This is a genomic window from Halomonas citrativorans (genome assembly GCF_014898005.1).
GTDB classification, from domain to species: Bacteria; Pseudomonadota; Gammaproteobacteria; order Pseudomonadales; family Halomonadaceae; genus Vreelandella; species Vreelandella citrativorans.
The window spans coordinates 1-16,205 of record NZ_JABUYX010000039.1 but is presented as its reverse complement, the minus strand read 5'-3'; the positions used below and the strand labels follow the sequence as shown (position 1 = coordinate 16,205).

Here is a 16,205-nt window from a genome sequence, read left to right as displayed (position 1 = left end):
TCAGCGCTGTTTACCGATTGAGATACCAGCGAGAGCGATATATTTGCAATCGCCTACGTGCATATTCTGTATGGAGACAGTGTGCGCGACCGGCTGCCTATTGGCAGTGGTTTGGGTGAGGTAGCCTGTCCTGGTGTGCCTCGTATACTGGCAGGTGACTTTAATCTTGATAGTGAGCACCTTTGGCTTTGACACGCTTTTGGATTTTGGATTTTGAGGCAGCATACGAGGATAGCAGAGGCGATGTCGATGGTCTGCTCTGGGAATCACTTGATGCGCTCGTTACTGTCAGTGGCTAGAGTTACAACCGCGTAGAGGACATTACCTTTTCAGGGTTTGGCTTGCGATCTTTAAAGGATATATGGAAAGGGAAGAAGGACTAAAGGAAAGAAGAAAGACTCAAAAAAGTCTATCAATTACAGAAATTTAGCGATAAAATCCGTCCAAATAATACATAGAAACCTGTCCGATTCGTACATAGAAACCCGTTCACTCCGTACATAGAACGTGGGTGCCTTGTCTTACTGTCCTGGGTAATCTGTACAGAGCGTACATAGACCCGATCCTTCTTATTCGCTTTGGAGGCTTCAATCAGAAAGGGTTTATCCCCCGCGAGATGTTTCATGCTGCAAAATGTGTACAGATCATACAAAGAAGAATCGACTGTGCTTCGCTACACTCGGTTCAACTGTAGTGGTCAAGTAAAACTGGCCACCGGTTTATAGTTAACCCAGTATTTTTCCTCTGCCTGATTTGGACTCATACCACCGTTATGTTGGTGAGGCCTAAGCTGGCTGTAATACCCGATTAAATAGTTCACGATATGATGCTGCCCCTGCAAGAATGAGCGATAGCCGTACGTTGGCACCCATTCAACTTTTAAGCTCCTGAAGAACCTCTCCATTGGCGCATTATCCCAGCAGTTCCCACGTCGGCTTAGGCTTTGTTTTATCTGACATTTCCAGAGCGTCTGACGGAACTTGCGGCTCGTATAATGACTGCCCTGATCGCTGTGGAACATAACACCTTTTGGCCGCCCACGACTCTCATAAGCCATTTTTAATGCACTGCTGGTGAGTTTGCTATCGGGTGATAACGACATTGATCAGCCAATCGTTTTCCTAGCAAATAAGTCCATGACAACGGCTAGATAAGCCCAGCGATTGCCAGTCCAGATATACGTGACGTCGCCACACCAAACCTGGTTGGGTGCCTCGACGTTAAACTGTCGCTCTAAGTGGTTCGGTATCTCAACATGCTCATCACCTGTTTTCTTGTAGGTGTGCCCAGGAACTTGGCAGCTCACTAAACCAAGTTTTTCCATCAGGCGGCCAGCGCGATAGCGGCTTAACGGAATATTCTGCCTTGTCGCCATCTCTGCAATGCTGCGCGCACCTGCCGAGCCTTCGCTCTCGCGAAATAGTTCTCTGACCTTGGCTATTTCCTTGGCTTTCGTGGCACACACAGGTCTTTTTGAACGTTGCCTCCAGTATTTAAAGCTGCTGCGATGCACGCCAAACACGTCACACAGTTTTTTTACCGGGTAGCTCGTCTTGAGTTTCTCGATCAGCGAGAAGTGTTCAGGGAGTCCGACATCAAGAGAGCGGTGGTAGCCTTTTTTAAGATATCTTTTTCCATCTCAATGTAACGGATGCGCTTTTCAAGCTCGCGAATCCTGAGCTGATCGGGTGTCATGGGCGTAGCTTTAGGGCTTTGGCCATCACGCTCTTGGCGTAACTGACGAACCCATTTATCCATGCTCGAATACCCCACATTCATGGCTTCAGCCGCCTCTCGAACCGTATAGTGTTGATCAACGACTAGCTGTGCTGCTTCGAGCCGGAATTCAGGGCTAAAGTTACGTTTTGGTCTTGTTGCCATGCTGCCACCTAGTGATGTCTTGGTGCATAGTAGCACCTCTAATTAGGTGGCCAAATTCACTATGCCACTACATCGGTGACGGCATTAATGGTGCCGTTGGAAAGTTCGATATCATACAGTTCGGCAATATGAGCCCGGATGTCCTGATAGCTGTTGCCGAGCGCAAACAGGGCGATGATCTTGCGCTCCAGCTCATCGGTAAGATTGTAGATAATGACACACTGTGTAGAGCGGTAACGGCGGTGATACGCAACACATGCACATTACTGCGTGTCGCTACGTTTAGGTACTTAACGTGGATAAATGATGGCTGCGGTGATCATGAGTTTGACTAGATAGCCTGGGGCGGCCAGGCGAGATTCACCACGGGCGCGCGCTGGGGCGTGGCCTGCGGGTACCCGTGCATCCCATACGGCATTCATTGCTTCAAAATCTTTCATGTCGGCTAGCCAGACGATGGCCTGCAGAATATGTTTAGGCGAAGAGCCTGCTTCTTTTAGTAGGCGCTCTACTTCGGCTAGAGCTTGGCGGGTTTGTTAGGGGGCGCTCGCCACATTTCCCTACCCCTACTTGGCCTATAAGATAGAGCATGTTGCCATGCACGACAATTTGGCTCATGCGGGGGGAGGTGTTGTGGCGTTGAATGCACATGGGTGATCCTGGTGGCTCTTGGTTTTAGAAACGGGCGGCGCTATAATCGTTAAGCCAGTCAGGAGCTTGGCCGCGTACGCACGCCGCTACAAGCTCACCGGTGGTGCCGGCTAAGGTGATGCCGAGGTGTTGGTGCCCGAAGGCGTGAATAACCCGGGAGTCGTAGCGGCTGGGGCCAATCACCGGCACACAGTCGGGTAGGGTGGGGCGCATCCCCATCCATTGGTGGCTAACCGGGGCGTCAATATTCATCAGCTTACGTACCCGTTCTTCGATAAAGCGGATGCGTGCTGGGTTGGTGGGGGCGCGTAGCGAGGCAAGTTCTACGGTGCCTGCGGCGCGAAGGCGGCCGTTGGCCAGGGGGGTCATATAAAAGGCGCTTTCTACAGGGCAGGTGGGGCGCGTGAGCACTTCGCGGCCTAACTCAAACTCAACGTGGTAGCCTCGTTCCGTATCTAGTGGAATACGTTCGCCAAGCGTGGCGGCAAGTTTTGCTGACCAGGCACCTGCAGCTAATACAACGCGATCAGCCAAGAGCGTTTTCCCATCCTCACACTCAATATGCACACCGTCGTTGGCGGTGCGTAATCCGCGTGCGCGGCCTTTTAGAATGCTGCCTTCCGAAAGTAGGGGCTGGGCGAGTGCCTGTATAAAGCCTTGTGTATCGCGGAGGTGGCACGAGTTTGGGAAGAGGACGCCCCCAACGCTTTTCCCCGCCATGGCGGGTTCTAGGGCTGCAACGCCGGCAGCGTTGAGTATCTCTTGCTCGACACCGAGCGAGCTGCGTAAAGCAATGCCCGCTTGCGCGCTTTTTAGCCCTTTTTCAGTGGTATAGGCGTATAGGCAGCCTTCATTGCGAATCAGCTCACGTGCTTGGGGTGCTGCTTCAAGCAGGGGGCCATAACCACTGAAAGTTTGCCCTAATAAGCGTGCAAGGCGCTGCGCATTTATCGTTGCGCAGCGTTTGTTACATTGGGCCATAAAGCGCAACAACCAGGGCATTAGCTCTGGAAGGCGCGTCCACTGAACCACGAAGGGAGAATTATTAGAGAACAGCAGGTTAGGCAACTGCGACCAAACAGAGGCATTGGCAACAGGGGTGCAACCGTACTCTGAAAGTGTGCTGGCGTTGCCATAGGAGCATTGACCGGCAATGTCCTCAGGTTCTAGCAGGACGACTTGGTGACCATCGCGGCGCAGCCATAGGGCGCAGGCAATACCTACGGCGCCACCGCCGATGACGATAATCTCATTGCGTGTTGGAGTCATAAGAAAGCCTTGGTTGAGGGGGTGGACCGTTTCGAGACAACTCAGCGATGACCGTCAGCCCGTGGGTAAGCTGTTCACGGGTGGAGGCCGCAGAGAGGTTGATGCGTATGGCGTTAGAGGTGTTCTGGGGGGCGAGGACAAATGCTGAGCCAGGGAGCACCGCTACCCCTTTGTTGAGGCACGCATTGCTGAAGTGGTGGTTTTGCCAACTGTCAGGCAGTTTCAGCCAGGCGTGGGGCGCTGTGGGGCCACTGTGTACGTCTAGGTCGCCCATTATTTGGCGGAGTATTGCTTGCCGTGCGCGTAATTCCTCACGCTGAACGACGATTAAATCGCGCACTTTGCCGCTTTCCATTAGTCGTGTTGCCACCAAGGCAGAAAGTGGCGCTGTACTCCAGCAATCTACGCGTAGGCTGGAGCTTAAATCGGTAACGAGGTCGGCGGGGGCGAGTATAAAGCCTATCCGTAGGCCGGGAGCCACGCATTTGGATAGCGAGGTTATATAAAGCGTTTGCTCAGGCAGGCTGCTGGCTAGGGGGGGAATAGGCGTATCCAGCAGTGGCCGGTAGACATCATCTTCTATCAGCAGTACGCCCGCTGCTTCTATCACTGTTAACAGCTCGTTACGCCGTTCTTGGTCCAAGGTAACGGCCGTTGGGTTTTGTATGGAGCTAACGATGAAAACAGCACGAGGCGCGTGTTTGTTGCAGGCGTCTTGAAGCGCTTGCGGCACCATGCCCCGTTCGTCAGTACGCACGCCCTCAAGGTTTACATCCAGCGTGCGGCACAGGGCGGCAATCCCTTGGTAAGTAATGTCATCAGCCAGCACTGTTTCACCCGGTTCGACGATGGCGCGAAGCGCTAGCGCTAGGCCGTGCTGTGCCCCATCGCACATGATGACCTGTGAGGCGTTCGCTGTTAGCCCTTGCTGGCACAGCCAGGCGGCGGCAGCTTCACGCGCCCAGGTTGGCCCTTCGGAAGGGTGATAGTCCTTCATGGAAGAAAAGCGGGGGTCTAGCGGTAATTCGGGCAATAGTGCTGCGAGTACATGGTTATAGGCATCGGTAGCCGGGCGGTTAACGCTGAGATCGATGATGCCTGTTTCGTTAAGTGGTGCTGATTGGAATTGGGCTTCCTCTGAGCGATAGGCGGAAACACGAGTGCCGCGTCCGGGCCGGGTCTCGATCAGTTTATCGTCCTGTAGAATCGCCATGGCTCGAGTGACGGTGGAAACATTGACCTTTAAACGCTTCGCCAGCTCACGGTGCGGTGGAAGTTTTTCACCTAGCCCAATCTGGCCCGAGCGTATGGCGTTCGAAAGCGCTTGGGCTAGCTGGATATAGAGCGGTTCAGGGTGATTGAGGGAGCCAAGCTCCTTCTCTACTTCTGTAAGCAGAGTATCTAACATTGAAGTGCCTTTAGATGTATTGTGCTGCTTGTATTGACAAATAATATGCGTTTTGAATGAAAAAACCAAGATATTGAGGATTGATATTCACAATTTTCCATGATTGTATTGATTGTGTCGCCATACAATTAAACATAATACTAACTAGACAACGATGGATCAGGAGAAGGTTATGCAGCCTCTACGTAAATTCTTCGCTATTACGACGCTTGCGGCCGTGAGTATGAGTTCAGTCTACGCATATGCTGGGGATGTTTCGCTGCGTTTAACCCATATGTATCGTGCGGACTCGGACGCTGGGCAGGCAGCTCAGGCATTCGCTGATCAAGTCGAGGCGCGTAGCGATGGGCGTATTGATATCTCTGTGTATCCTTCTAGCCAACTTGGTGACTGGACGGAAACGCACGCTCTGCTTATGCAGGGTGCGGTCGATATTGGCCTACAACCTCTTTCTACTAATTTTGATCGGCGCTTAGCGATTGCTTGGTTTCCTTACATTGCACCCACTTATGCGGAAGCTGAATCGGCCTACGAGCGTGATGGTTTTGCCTTCAATATCGTGGATGGGTTAATTGAGGAGCAGGGGTTACGCTTGCTGGGTGTGTTTGCCGATGGCATGGGCGGCGCGGGCTTTACGAAAGAAGTGAATAACCCGGCTACGCCAGGCGAAGATAAGGATTTGCGAATTCGTGTATGGCCGGGCGGCACCACGCACCGCACTTTGATGGAGAACTTGGGCTACCAAGTGGCTACTATTCCGTGGGCTGAGCTGTACACCGGTATGCAAACGGGCGTTGTGGATGGTCAGATTGGTGGCTCTCCTGAAATGGCTTACAGCAATTTCAAGGACATCACGAAGACTTGGGTTCAGTACAACGACCACTTAGAGCTGGGTTGGTTTGTCATGAACCAGCAGCGCCTAGCGTCGCTACCGGAATCTGACCAGCAATTGTTGGTAGATGTTGCCCAAGAGGTTTCTTCCCAACGCTTTGATGAGGTGGAAGCCGCCGATGAGCGACAGCTTGAAGCGCTTGAGGCAGAGGGCGTGAATGTTGTTCGTTTATCCACTGAGCAATTACAACAGTTAGCAACCTTTACCCGCGAGCAGGTGTGGCCAGACATTGGCGATGAGCTGGGTGACGACATGATGAGCGAGCTACGCACAGGCCTAGCGCTAGACTGAGCTGACGAAGCCTTAGCGAGGTAACAATATGTTAAAAGTCTCTCGTTTTCTGTGCCGCTTATGGTGTGCGAAGGTTGCCCTACAGCGCTTTCTGGTGGTGATGTCGGGATTGGCTATCACACTGCTGATCTTTATTCAGGTGGTTTCGCGCTATGTATTTTCGATGGCGATCTTCGGTATTGAAGAAATCGCTTGTTACATAGCCGTGTGGCTGTATTTCCTCGGCGCCGCTATCGGCGCCGAGCAGCGTGGCCATATGTCTGCTTCGTTAGTGTCATTGGTCTGGCGGGGTGAGCTTGCCCAGCGTGTGATTAAGCTTTTGGTTGGTGCATTGTCAGTGGTGATATCGGGTTGGATGACAGTCTGGGCTTATGGCCTGGCTAAGTGGTCGCTGCAATTCAATATGATGTCTACCGAAATTAATGTTCCTGTGGGATATGCGCAAATGGCGATCCCCGTCGGCCTGGCTTTGATGACGTTATATTTTTTCTTTGAGCTGATTGAGACCATCGTCCTCTGGACGAGGAGCCGAGGCACCCATGCTTGAATACATTCTTATCGACGCAGTGATTCTATGCGTGTTACTAGTGATTGGTTTGCCGGTTCCGCTGTGCTTTGCGGCTGCAGTGCTGTTTCTGTTTACTGTTGGCGATTTTGGGAACGCGACGTTCTTGGTGAGTGCTGGCTTTAGTCAAGTGTCTTCTGTGGTGTTATTGGCTATTCCGCTCTATATAATCGCTGGGGCGATCATGAGCCAAGGCGGCATCGCCAATCGGCTTATTGATTTAGCTGAATCCATCGTGGGTCGGTTTAGCGGTGGCTTAGGTATTGTGGTTGTGCTCGCAACGGCTGTGTTTGGTGCAATATCGGGTATGGCTTCTTCTGCAGTCGCAGCGATTGGCACTACGATGATTCCTCGCATGGTAGAGAACGGTTATGACCGTGGCTATGCGACTAGTTTGGTATCTTGCTCATCCGTGCTGGCGCTGCTATTGCCGCCTAGTGCGTCGATTATTCTTTATGGCTGGGTGTCTGGCACTTCTATTACGGCTGCGTTTCTTGCGCCGATCATACCGGCTTTCTTGCTCATCGCGCTGTTCTGTTTCTGGAACTGGGTGCTTACTCGCCGTATGCCATTGCAGCAGATGCCAGCGTTACCAGCGCGCGAGTGGGGGCAAGAGGTTGCCCGGCGTGGCCGCCGAGCTAGTCTTGGCCTGTTCATGCCGCTGATTATTCTCGGTTGTATCTATGGGGGGGTAACTACGCCAACCGAGGCGGCCGCTGTGGCGGTTATTTATGCCATGCCTTTGAGTGTGCTGATCTATCGCGATATGGACTGGAAGGATCTATACACAACCCTTTGGAAGGCTGGGCAGATGACCGGGGTACTTCTGGTGCTGGTTTTTTTTGCCTCTATGCTATCGCGCATGCTGACGATGCAGAATGTGCCGCAGCTGATGCTTGAAGGCTTTACGCATGTTAGCGATAATCCGCTCATCCTGCTGCTGATGGTTAATCTGTTTCTTATTGTTGTTGGCATGCTAATGGACGATGCTAGCGCTATCCTGTTGGCCACGCCTATGTTGATGCCCATCATGCATAATCTTGAGATTGATCCTGTCCACTTCGCTGCGATCATCACTACCAACTTAGGTATGGGGCTGATTACACCGCCTACCGCGCCGCTACTTTATCTTGGTTCCTTAGTGGGTAAGGTGCCGTTGGTACAGATGCTTTCTCCCACCTGTGTGTTCTTGCTATTTGCGTATATGCCTGTCGTCATGCTGACAACTTACTTTCCTGCGCTGTCGCTGACACTGCCACGTCTGATGGGGTATTAATAGGAAACTTGTGTCCGTTAAAGGAAGAGTATACAGACAGAGTTGGTTTGAATCACCGGATCAAGCCTGAGCGGTTATTGACCATTAGACACCCGGCGATAATGGATAGCGGAAATTTCAGTAATCTTTGGGCCTTTGTTTAGCCGGGTAGGCTTGCTCCGAATGGATTTGTGGAGAACTTAAATGATAAGGGCGGATGCAGATTCTGAGTGCAACACCCTCATTGGATAGTTGATGGGCTCTCATGATACTTGGCCATTAGCTCGCTCATGACTTCTATCGGACATTTAAAATCAAAGCGTTTTCGAGGCCGCATATTTAGCTCTAAAGCAATGGCATCTAGCTCTTCTTGGCTATAAGTTGGAGCGCATCGTAGATGACTTCGTGTGAAGACATGGAGGTAAGTGTTATCAGGAAATTTACGCTTCAGTGTGGGCTATTTGCTCTAGTGACCAGTACTTGCGCAGCAGGTAGGCCACCAGTTCGAACAGCTCACCATCGAGGTGCAGCTTCGGAGAACGTCGAGGCCGACAGTGGGTCAGTCAGGCTCGGTATCCAGCGAGACTAGCGTCATACGCTATGTCAGACCTGACCGTGTGGCGTGTCAGTTCTCGTGAAATGGTGTTGTGTGCACGATCCAGCTGACGCGCGATGGCACGAATCGAGTGGTGCCCCTGCATCAGCATGATGGCAGCTCGGTCTTCAGCAGAAAGATGGCGATAACAATGAGTCATGGCAATACCATACCTGATAGGTTAAGTGTTGCACTTGCTCATTGAGACCGCCATATCGAAATCTTCAAAGTCCTTCAGCAATTGCTTACTGCGTATTTTTTTGCGCTTGCCACGCGAGAGCCAGAACAGATCTTCCATGTCGTTAATCGGGTAAGCATCACTGCCGCCGACCAGGTGAACCGAGAGCTGGCGGCGTGAGAAGTGTAGGCCGCCCCCCTTGCCAAAACGTCACCTGCGGTACTGGCGAGTGTTTGAGCCTGAACTGCTGGGCAGGCACGACGCAATCCTGCCGGTCGGCGAGTCCCTTGAGCGGGACGGTTTCGCCTTGCAGCGCCAGCAAGGCATTGGCCGTGTCACTGATCTTTGCGCCAAAGCGAAAGGACGTAGCCAAGCGCATCACGGTGACATCTTTAACGCGATGTGACGCCATGGCGTTCTAGGCTCCCCGCCACTGATAGATGGCCTGGTACGGATCACCGGCCAAAAGAACGCGGCACCTGGGCTGGTCTATCACAATCGCTTCCGCGCAGGGGTTGGAGTCCTGAGCTTCATCGAGCAGAACAATATCGTAACGCGACGACAAATCCGGCTGACTGAGTTGGAACAACTTGAAATAGCCGTCGTGGGTAATAGAGACGTTGCGGTTATTCAGGTCGCTCATTTGCAGCCAAAGTTGCTTGGCATGGTGGGTGACGATGGCCTGTCGATCTTTATCTTTGGAAGCAGCCCCTTTGGGGAGCGGCCAATGACGGTAGCTGATCTCTTTGTCGGCGCTGATCACATAGGCGTGAAGGGCGATGCGAATGTCTTGGGCCAGTGACCAGTCAGATGTCCTCACCACTTCCAGAATGTCCTCCAGGCACAGGTTCGGGGCGAGTTTGTGCCGATAATCCTTGCCGATGGCCGCATTTGCACTTGTGAAGTCCTGTTGCCGGATCCAGTCAATATATACCTCAAAACCTGCCGGAACTGGAAGCTCAGGTTCCTTGTCCTCAATATATACCAAGTATCCAAAGGCCACTTCTTAAGTCAGCAAGGTAAAAGACCAGCCACCCATGATCGCATGATGATGACAATATGGCGCCGTTGCGGATTTTCTTTAAGCACTGTTACGCGGTGGGCGGCGATCTGCTCCATTGCCAGCAAGTTTGGTTGTACACCAGAGACCTTAAGAGCCTGGTGCAAACGCTCAGAACTCACACAGGAAGATAGCTCGGTTAACCTGCCTGAAAATGAACGACTCAAGCAGCTAGAGCGTGAAAACGTCGAATTGAAGCGCGCCAATGAAATTCTCCGTAAGGCGGCTGCTTTTTTCGCCCAGGCGGAACTCGACCGGAAACCCAATTGATGGTGTCATTTATCGACGAGCATCGTGTTCAGCTCGAGGTTGAGTCGATTTGTAGCCAGCTGCCAATCGCCCCATCGACGTATTACCACCACAAGGCACTTGAGACCGATCCTGAGGGGCGGGCAGATCGATATCCGCAGGATGTGCGATTCTTACGGCGGAGGTTCAGAGGGTGTGGCAGGAAAACTTCTGCGTCTACGGTGCTCGTAAGGTCTGGCGGCAACTTCGCCGTGAGGGCGTTAATGTTGCTCGTTGCACCGTAGAACGGCTCATGCGACGCCTAGGGATTCGCGGCGTGGTGCGAGGCCTACGCCCCTTCACGACGATCAGTTATCCCGGCCAGAAACGAGCACCTGATTTAGTGAAACGTGACTTGACGGCCATGCGTCCTAATTAGCTTTGGGTGGCCGATTTTACGTATGTCGCTACCTGGTCTGGCTTCGTTTACGTTGCGTTCGTTATCGATGTTTATGCACGCTGTATCGTAGGTTGGCGTGTAGCAGCGTCGATGAAAACGGGATTGGTACTGACGCATTTCTAAAGATCAAGTGTCTATTTGTACCTGATTGATCGCTCGATTTCCGGCGCGAATGATGTGGTAAACCTCCCGGGCTATGTAGCGCTTCAGACAACGGATAATTTCTAGTTTTGTAAGGCCCTGATCAGTACGCTTCTTCACATAGGCCTGTGACACTTACCCGTAAGTTGGGATATTTGGACTTTAAGCCACAAACCGAGACTACAGATCAACTCGAATTCCAGAACAGCCTGTGGGTAGCACCCGAGAAAAGGGACATTACCGTTATACAACTATATGAATTAAAACAATTATCCTGACATAAACAAGTAAAAGAAAGAGTGAAAAAATTCGCCCAAGTTGGACACATATACCAAGCACGTTCAAGCAGCCTGAACATTGGCCTGATGGCGCTCCCACTAAAGCGGTCTTTAACGGCAAAGCGACAGGCTTCTGACAGCCGGTTGGCAGCACACCGGAAGGGTGCTTGGATTCCCAATGATCCAAACCATAAGCCACCTAGCCAAACTCATTTCTGGGATGGCACGAAATGCAGGCCAGATGCCACTAACTGCTTACCCCTGGAAGACCAAATACATGAGTGACGGGGCTTACGCGACTGATTCTGCGCCAATGCAGTAGCGATGCACACCGATGGACGGTAAATAAGGCTCTACGTCTATTCTCGCATCTTTACGTCGCTTGCGACGTTGTTCCATATCCGGTTCTGAGGGCGGTGTTCGAAGCGCAGGTAGCAATCCTGTTCGTGGATCGGGTGGCACAATAATAGGCACAGACGAATTGAACGCGAGCGGGCGGGGGGTAGGTTGTTCCTCAACAGAAGCAAAGTAAACGTTCGCCCGAAGCTGAGGGGTTTGCTTGCGTACCAGCGCCAGCGGCTCACTCGCTGGAAGACTGGCCAGCTTTTTCAACTGAATCGCGATGTGTGGCTGATCGGCGCCGAGCTTAATTAGCCGCTTTTCGGCCTCCGCGATGCTAATTTTTACAATCGAACGCCCAGAAACCTGCCACCCAACGCCGATATGCCGGATCGGATGATCGAGAACATGCACCGCTCGTATCGTCTTCTTCAGGCTCAACCTGGCAAGCCCTGCTGTGTTCAAGTGCTGGCGCAAATACTGGAACTGGCTGCCAACTTCTGCTTTGAGTAACGATTGCGAGTTGTGTTGCGGCTCAGTCTGCTTGATCTCATCGGCAATCGCCCGAAACATAGCCTTTTGCTTATTCAACCCACCGAATTTTTCTCTCAGTGTTTCGGAAGCTGCAATGACGCCTGCATGCTTGGATGTCAACACACCCGATGTGCCTGCCTCATGCCACATATCCATCAGGACACACCGTAGCCAATCGGAATTGGCATGCGCAGCCGTCATGGCCCAGGCCTGCGGACGTTCTCTCTCGTACTGTGCACACACGTCGTCAATGGCCTTCACCAATCGACCAAAACACTCACCCGCTTGATGAATGAGCCTGAAGCGTCGGTAGTCTTTATCCAGGGTGTCAGTTGTCATGAAGTGTCTCCGCTAAAGCAGTGCGTATACCTATATCAGGATAGCAAGTTAACACTAATGTTCGTTTTTAATACTCTATATATAATCATATATAGTGTTTTTAGTGTATTGCGGCATATCATGCAGTTTCATAAGTCACAAAAGTGCCTCGAAACTTATCCTTTTAAAAGCTACTATCAATCCACTCCCCAGCCTGCTGAACGAGCATCATGAAATGATTCCGAAGATCGTCGCAGTCGTGGGGCATAATCGCATCAAAGTTCTCGCATTCTCTGACAGACGCAGCACACAATCCGAGATGTTTTACCATGTGCCTTACCGCGGCTGACGTAGGTTTATGGCGAAGCAGTTCCTCTGTGGCAAAAAGACGATCGCTAGTGGCGGCCTCAAGTTTCATGCCTATTTCGACCTGGGCTAGATATTCCTTTGAAAACCCGCTCATATATTATTTCCCATGTTTGGATAAATATTTTGTAAACATATTCGTTTGATTTAATTGGATATGTCACCATTATTGACCACCAAGTTAGCAGCGTTATTCAGGGCGGTAGCCGAACCGGCCAGACTGTAAACGCGCCGCTTTTTGACGGTGACTCTTGGTTTCATCGAAGACATAACGCTCGGTTGTCACAACAGACGCATGGCCTAGTATTACCTGAATTTCCCGTATCGACATACCGGCTTCCCGCAAATCCGTCGCGCAGGTGCGCCGCAAGTCATGGGGGGCCAACTTCAGTTCATCGGGCAACATCAGCCGTAGGCGTTCCAGACGATTATTGACGCTACGAAGGCTTAACGGGGTTTTAAGATAGTCGTTTGAAGGTGCCTTCTGTTTTACCCAAATGGGATTAAATAAATAACCTGGAGTACGGCCACGGTACTTATCCAGATATTCATTTAAGCGCCATACTACACAGTCTGGTAACGTCAGCGAGCGCTGCTTTTGGCCTTTACCTACGACCGTGATCTCATGGCTGATGAAATCAATGTCCTTGAGCTGGATGCTAACTGTTTCGGCACGCCGAAGCCCAATGGATGCCATCATCGCAATCATCAAGCCATCACGAAATGCCCTAGCAGTGGGCTCTTGGTCACACAAATCAAGTAGTGCCCTAATTGTGCCTGCACTATGGGCAGTCCCGGCGCGTTTAGCGTGAGAATAACGGGCCGCCTTGATCTGCTTAATACGATCCAGGGTGGCATGGCTGATCTGATCTAGCATCCAGGCTTCTGTGGCTATACCGCGAATTACCGCACGAACGGCATTCCGTTTGGCTGGGGATTGGCCGGAATCACGGTAGGTTGCCAGTATCTCGCTGACCACATCAGGCGTCAGGGTTGACCAGTCTACATAATCATAGGGGAATGCCTGGTTGGGATGTTGAGCCCGACCGTCATTGTTGGGTGCGCTTAACTTTGGTGGCTTGGGTGCGCCGAGAGCTTTGGTGGCAATTTCGTTAATGAGACTCCGCTTTGAAGTGACGCTGGCAACGGATTCCTGGTTACGCAAATGCCGGTGAGCAGCATTGCTTCCGCGAGGGAATGGTTGGCTAAGGTCAAATATCACCCGAACGGGCGGTTCCTCGTAATCCATCACACCCGTTGCCGGAAATGAAGGTGTGATTGTCGTCATTGAGTGCTGCGATGTGACGATAATGTGTTTGTTGTCATTTTGCATGGTGGTATCCCATAGAAATACGTTGGCTGATCCGAGTATGCAATAACCGCTATGCTATAAGACCGTAATCAACATTGAGGCTCAAAGCTGAAATGGATTTAGCCCTATTCAAGTCAGCACAAAAAAACCCATGCTGATGCTCCTGTCATAATTGCATTTAATATATCTTAAAGGTAGTTAATGAATTAGAAAAGGGCAAACGGCCTGCTACTACCTGGCGAAACTTCTGCTTTGATGCTCTATTTAGAAAACGGTCTTTTATAATACCCTTGCTTTTACGTGTTGCGGTCTAGCTAAGCTACTGCCCACGCCACAGGTAAGAAAATGCGCTCATGGCCTCAAAAAAACAGTCACTCGATTAAGTAAAAACTTCAATAATTATGAATATAATCATTGCTTTAAATGTATTTCTTAGTTTTTATGAGACTCTGTACTTAAAATCTGTCTTTTTGGGCATACCTACCCCTGAACATTTTGCGTACAGCAGCCAAAAATACTGGCTGCATCACGCAATCAGGGGCTAACAGTTCTTTTGGGAGAGGCTATTTCAACATCTTGCCGCGCTCTTTAAATGGTGGCTTGGCCTGATCCTGATCGTCCCGAACTCCCATTGATTTGCACGCATCACATGCCCAAAGACGTGTCTTCTTTTTTGAGAGGATGCTAGAAGTTGTTCTGGTCAATAAAACCGGACACATTAATTTGCTAATTTCTCATACTCTGCTGGAGCCTGATCACCATTCGATGAATGCAGTCGCTCCAGGTTGTAATACTTCATGTAGGCCTCGACATCCCGTTTCATGTGAGCCCGTGTTGGCTGGTGTACTTTAAGTAGCCAATCGTGTTTCAGACTGCCGAAAAATCGCTCAACAACCGCGTTGACGCTCCTATGTCAAATATTCTCCCGTAATTTTCCAAGATCCCTCATTATCAGTGGGAATAATTCTCGAACAATATATCGTTTCAGGCAGCGATGAATTTCCTTGGACGTAAGTCCTTCCGCTGTTCGTCGGTCTACATAGGCACGGGTTCGGGGATCGCTTCGCATCCTAACCATAGCTATCGTCCATAACGCATTGTTAGCCGCTCGGCTGCCACCTCGGTTTAGTCGATGCCTTGTCGTCTTGCCTGAGGAGGCGGGTAGAGGGTTTACACCGCAGAGCGAAGCTAAGGCTGCTTCATTCTTCAGGCGTTCAGGGTTGTCTCCGGCAACGGACAAAAGAATAGCCGCAGTATGAGGACCTACGCCAAAGCGACTCCGCAGCTGTTGCGCATGCTTTTGGGTAAGTGCCTCCAGTTGCTTATCAAATTTTTCTAATTCGGCAGCTAACGTCAGCCATCGCTTGGCAAGTGACCTGAGCGTTGAGGTCAACGCCTGCAAGAGAACACTATCTCCTAGGTGACGGATCTTTGCACAAGCCTTCACGCAGTCGCCTGTTTTCGGTCTCCATAGCTTCTCGCGGATGTCCTGGGGCGCACTCACCAGCAAGGCGCGTAATTGATTGATCGCTTGCGTCTTCGCCTTTACGGCGCTGCGCCTGGCGACGGATATGATGCGCATCGCCTCACAGGCACCTGATTGCTGTTTAGGTATGGCGGTCGCTATACCTGACAACACCGCTCTAGCTGCACTTTCGGCATCCGTCGGGTCGGACTTGCCCTGCTGTCGTCGCTTGGCTCTATCAGGCCGATTCACTTCAAGAACCGTGATTCCATTATCGATCAGGAAACGGCAAAGTCCTGCACCATAGGTTCCTGTCCCTTCGATACCTGCACGAGTCAGGGTGCCAAAAGACGAAGCCCAGCTTAGCAAGTCAAGGTAACCTGCCGAACTTGCGGAAACGGATCGAGTTCCAAGTAACTGACCTATCTCGCTGATTACAGCACCTGCATGGACATCCAGGTGTGTATCTACACCTAGAATAACTTCCTGTGGCGATTCAAGTTTCATGGGATACACTCCTTAGTGGTGGCGTATTCCCAATCTCAATCGCAGGACAGGACACTCACGGCGCAGAACAAAGCTCCTATTAGGTCACAAACGCTGAGCCCGGGAAGCCTCGGGGAACATCAATACTGGCCGACAGGTCAACGCGAAGGCAGTAAAGCCAATCCCAGCACGGGTCAGGCCAATATGATGTTCACAAGTATAGTAGACTGAGT

General features: G+C 51.3%; 10 protein-coding genes, 7 pseudogenes and 1 other annotated feature. Of the genes and pseudogenes, 4 read left to right on the top strand and 13 right to left on the bottom strand.

Annotated elements, in window-relative coordinates:
• Positions 1-697: 697 nt before the first annotated feature.
• The 5 genes and pseudogenes from INT20_RS17405 to INT20_RS17385 all read right to left on the bottom strand — a co-directional run bounded on the left by INT20_RS17405 (position 698) and on the right by INT20_RS17385 (position 5,209).
• Positions 698-1,881: pseudogene (locus tag INT20_RS17405) on the bottom strand (IS3 family transposase).
• A 71-nt stretch (positions 1,882-1,952) separates the two neighbouring features.
• Positions 1,953-2,084 (bottom strand): annotated as a pseudogene (locus INT20_RS17400) (IS256 family transposase); the annotation flags it as partial.
• Between the two features lie 87 nt (positions 2,085-2,171).
• Positions 2,172-2,357, bottom strand: a pseudogene (locus INT20_RS17395) (Rid family hydrolase); the annotation flags it as partial.
• A gap of 199 nt (positions 2,358-2,556) precedes the next feature.
• Positions 2,557-3,801: an NAD(P)/FAD-dependent oxidoreductase gene (locus INT20_RS17390; RefSeq protein ID WP_192536311.1), complete on the bottom strand. Its 1,245-nt coding sequence runs from the start codon at positions 3,799-3,801 to the stop codon at positions 2,557-2,559.
• Complete coding sequence (locus INT20_RS17385; RefSeq protein ID WP_192536310.1) at positions 3,782-5,209, bottom strand: aminotransferase-like domain-containing protein; 1,428 nt, start codon at positions 5,207-5,209, stop codon at positions 3,782-3,784. The genes INT20_RS17390 and INT20_RS17385 overlap by 20 nt, the downstream gene beginning before the upstream one ends.
• Before the next feature lie 172 nt (positions 5,210-5,381).
• Between INT20_RS17385 and dctP the strand changes: the two genes are divergently transcribed.
• From dctP to INT20_RS17370, 3 genes are read left to right on the top strand one after another with little or no spacing between them, the layout of a single operon-like run.
• The gene (gene dctP / locus INT20_RS17380) at positions 5,382-6,392 is read left to right on the top strand and encodes a TRAP transporter substrate-binding protein DctP (protein ID WP_192536309.1); all 1,011 of its coding nucleotides are present in this window, start codon (positions 5,382-5,384) and stop codon (positions 6,390-6,392) included.
• 28 nt (positions 6,393-6,420) lie between these two features.
• Entirely contained in the window at positions 6,421-6,939 is a 519-nt protein-coding gene (locus tag INT20_RS17375) for a TRAP transporter small permease (protein WP_192536308.1), read from the top strand.
• Complete coding sequence (locus tag INT20_RS17370) at positions 6,932-8,233, top strand: TRAP transporter large permease (RefSeq protein ID WP_192536307.1); 1,302 nt, start codon at positions 6,932-6,934, stop codon at positions 8,231-8,233. The genes INT20_RS17375 and INT20_RS17370 overlap by 8 nt, the downstream gene beginning before the upstream one ends.
• Positions 8,234-8,453: 220 nt before the next feature.
• Here INT20_RS17370 and INT20_RS18175 read toward each other — a convergent pair.
• The 4 genes and pseudogenes from INT20_RS18175 to INT20_RS17355 form a co-directional block, all read right to left on the bottom strand.
• A pseudogene (locus tag INT20_RS18175) lies at positions 8,454-8,591 on the bottom strand (IS30 family transposase); the annotation flags it as partial.
• Positions 8,576-8,967: pseudogene (locus tag INT20_RS18435) on the bottom strand (transposase); the annotation flags it as partial. The pseudogenes INT20_RS18175 and INT20_RS18435, both read right to left, overlap by 16 nt.
• Before the next feature lie 157 nt (positions 8,968-9,124).
• The gene (locus INT20_RS17360) at positions 9,125-9,397 is read right to left on the bottom strand and encodes a hypothetical protein (protein WP_192536306.1); all 273 of its coding nucleotides are present in this window, start codon (positions 9,395-9,397) and stop codon (positions 9,125-9,127) included.
• Between the two features lie 6 nt (positions 9,398-9,403).
• Complete coding sequence (locus tag INT20_RS17355) at positions 9,404-9,808, bottom strand: UvrD-helicase domain-containing protein (RefSeq protein ID WP_193057410.1); 405 nt, start codon at positions 9,806-9,808, stop codon at positions 9,404-9,406.
• Positions 9,809-10,078: 270 nt separating this feature from the next.
• Between INT20_RS17355 and INT20_RS18165 the strand changes: the two are divergent.
• Positions 10,079-10,844: pseudogene (locus INT20_RS18165) on the top strand (IS3 family transposase); the annotation flags it as partial.
• Positions 10,273-10,389 (top strand) — a sequence feature (AL1L pseudoknot). Its footprint overlaps the pseudogene before it by 117 nt.
• Positions 10,845-11,443: 599 nt before the next feature.
• Here the strand turns inward: INT20_RS18165 and INT20_RS17340 are convergent.
• From INT20_RS17340 to INT20_RS17325, 4 genes and pseudogenes are all read right to left on the bottom strand, one after another.
• Positions 11,444-12,364, bottom strand: a complete 921-nt coding sequence (locus tag INT20_RS17340) for a hypothetical protein (RefSeq protein ID WP_192536302.1) — start codon at positions 12,362-12,364, stop codon at positions 11,444-11,446.
• Between the two features lie 535 nt (positions 12,365-12,899).
• The gene (locus tag INT20_RS17335; RefSeq protein ID WP_192536301.1) at positions 12,900-14,042 is read right to left on the bottom strand and encodes a tyrosine-type recombinase/integrase; all 1,143 of its coding nucleotides are present in this window, start codon (positions 14,040-14,042) and stop codon (positions 12,900-12,902) included.
• 697 nt (positions 14,043-14,739) lie between these two features.
• Positions 14,740-14,922: pseudogene (locus tag INT20_RS17330) on the bottom strand (integrase core domain-containing protein); the annotation flags it as partial.
• Between the two features lie 12 nt (positions 14,923-14,934).
• A complete protein-coding gene (locus INT20_RS17325) occupies positions 14,935-15,993 on the bottom strand; it encodes an IS110 family RNA-guided transposase (RefSeq protein ID WP_192536300.1) in 1,059 nt (352 codons plus the stop codon).
• Between the last annotated feature and the right edge of the window lie 212 nt (positions 15,994-16,205).